Source organism: Winogradskya consettensis, assembly GCF_018332715.1.
Lineage (GTDB): Bacteria > Actinomycetota > Actinomycetes > Mycobacteriales > Micromonosporaceae > Actinoplanes > Actinoplanes consettensis.
The window spans coordinates 1-1,058 of sequence record NZ_BOQP01000099.1 but is presented as its reverse complement, the minus strand read 5'-3'; the positions used below and the strand labels follow the sequence as shown (position 1 = coordinate 1,058).

Here is a 1,058-nt window from a genome sequence, read left to right as displayed (position 1 = left end):
GCTCAGGTGCGTCGTGACAAGGAGTCCGCGATCGACGCGCAGGACTTCGAGCGTGCCGCGCAGTTGCGGGACAAGGAGAAGCAGCTGCTGGGTCAGAAGGCGCAGCGGGAGAAGGAGTGGAAGGCCGGCGACCTGGATGTGGTGTCCGAGGTCGACGACGAGCAGATCGCTGAGGTCCTGGGTAACTGGACCGGTATCCCGGTGTACAAGCTGACCGAGGAGGAAACCTCCCGGCTGCTGCGTATGGAGGATGAGCTCCACAAGCGGGTCATCGGTCAGGAAGATGCTGTCAAGGCCGTCTCGAAGGCGATCCGGCGGACCCGGGCAGGGTTGAAGGACCCGAAGCGCCCGTCGGGGTCGTTCATCTTCGCCGGCCCGTCGGGTGTCGGTAAGACCGAGCTGTCGAAGGCTCTCGCGGAGTTCCTGTTCGGCTCCGAGGACGCCCTGATCCAGCTGGACATGTCGGAGTTCCACGACCGTTACACCGTGTCTCGTCTGGTCGGTGCTCCTCCCGGGTATGTCGGCTATGACGAGGGTGGTCAGCTGACGGAGAAGGTGCGGCGTAAGCCGTTCTCGGTGGTGCTGTTCGACGAGATCGAGAAGGCCCACCCGGATGTGTTCAACACGCTCCTGCAGATCTTGGAGGACGGCCGGCTGACCGACGGTCAGGGCCGGATCGTGGACTTCAAGAACACGGTCATCATCCTGACCACGAACCTCGGCACGCGCGATGTGGCCAAGGCGGTGTCGTTGGGCTTCCAGGCCTCGGAGGCTGAGGAGTCGAACTACGAGCGGATGAAGGTCAAGGTCAACGACGAGCTGAAGCAGCATTTCCGCCCGGAGTTCCTGAACCGTATCGATGACACCATCGTGTTCCACCAGCTGCGTCAGAACGAGATCCTGGAGATCGTGGACATCTTCACGGCGCGGATCGAGGGTCAGCTGAAGAACAAGGACATGGGTCTCGAGCTGACCGACAACGCCAAGAAGTATCTGGCGAAGAAGGGCTTCGACCCGGTCCTGGGTGCCCGGCCGTTGCGGCGCACGATCCAGCGGGA

General features: G+C 62.8%; 1 protein-coding gene. It reads left to right on the top strand.

Translation table 11 applies throughout. From position 1 onward, the window contains the following. Positions 1-1,058 (top strand): AAA family ATPase (locus Aco04nite_RS48480; protein ID WP_213003922.1); only part of this gene is annotated, 1,058 nt, incomplete at both ends.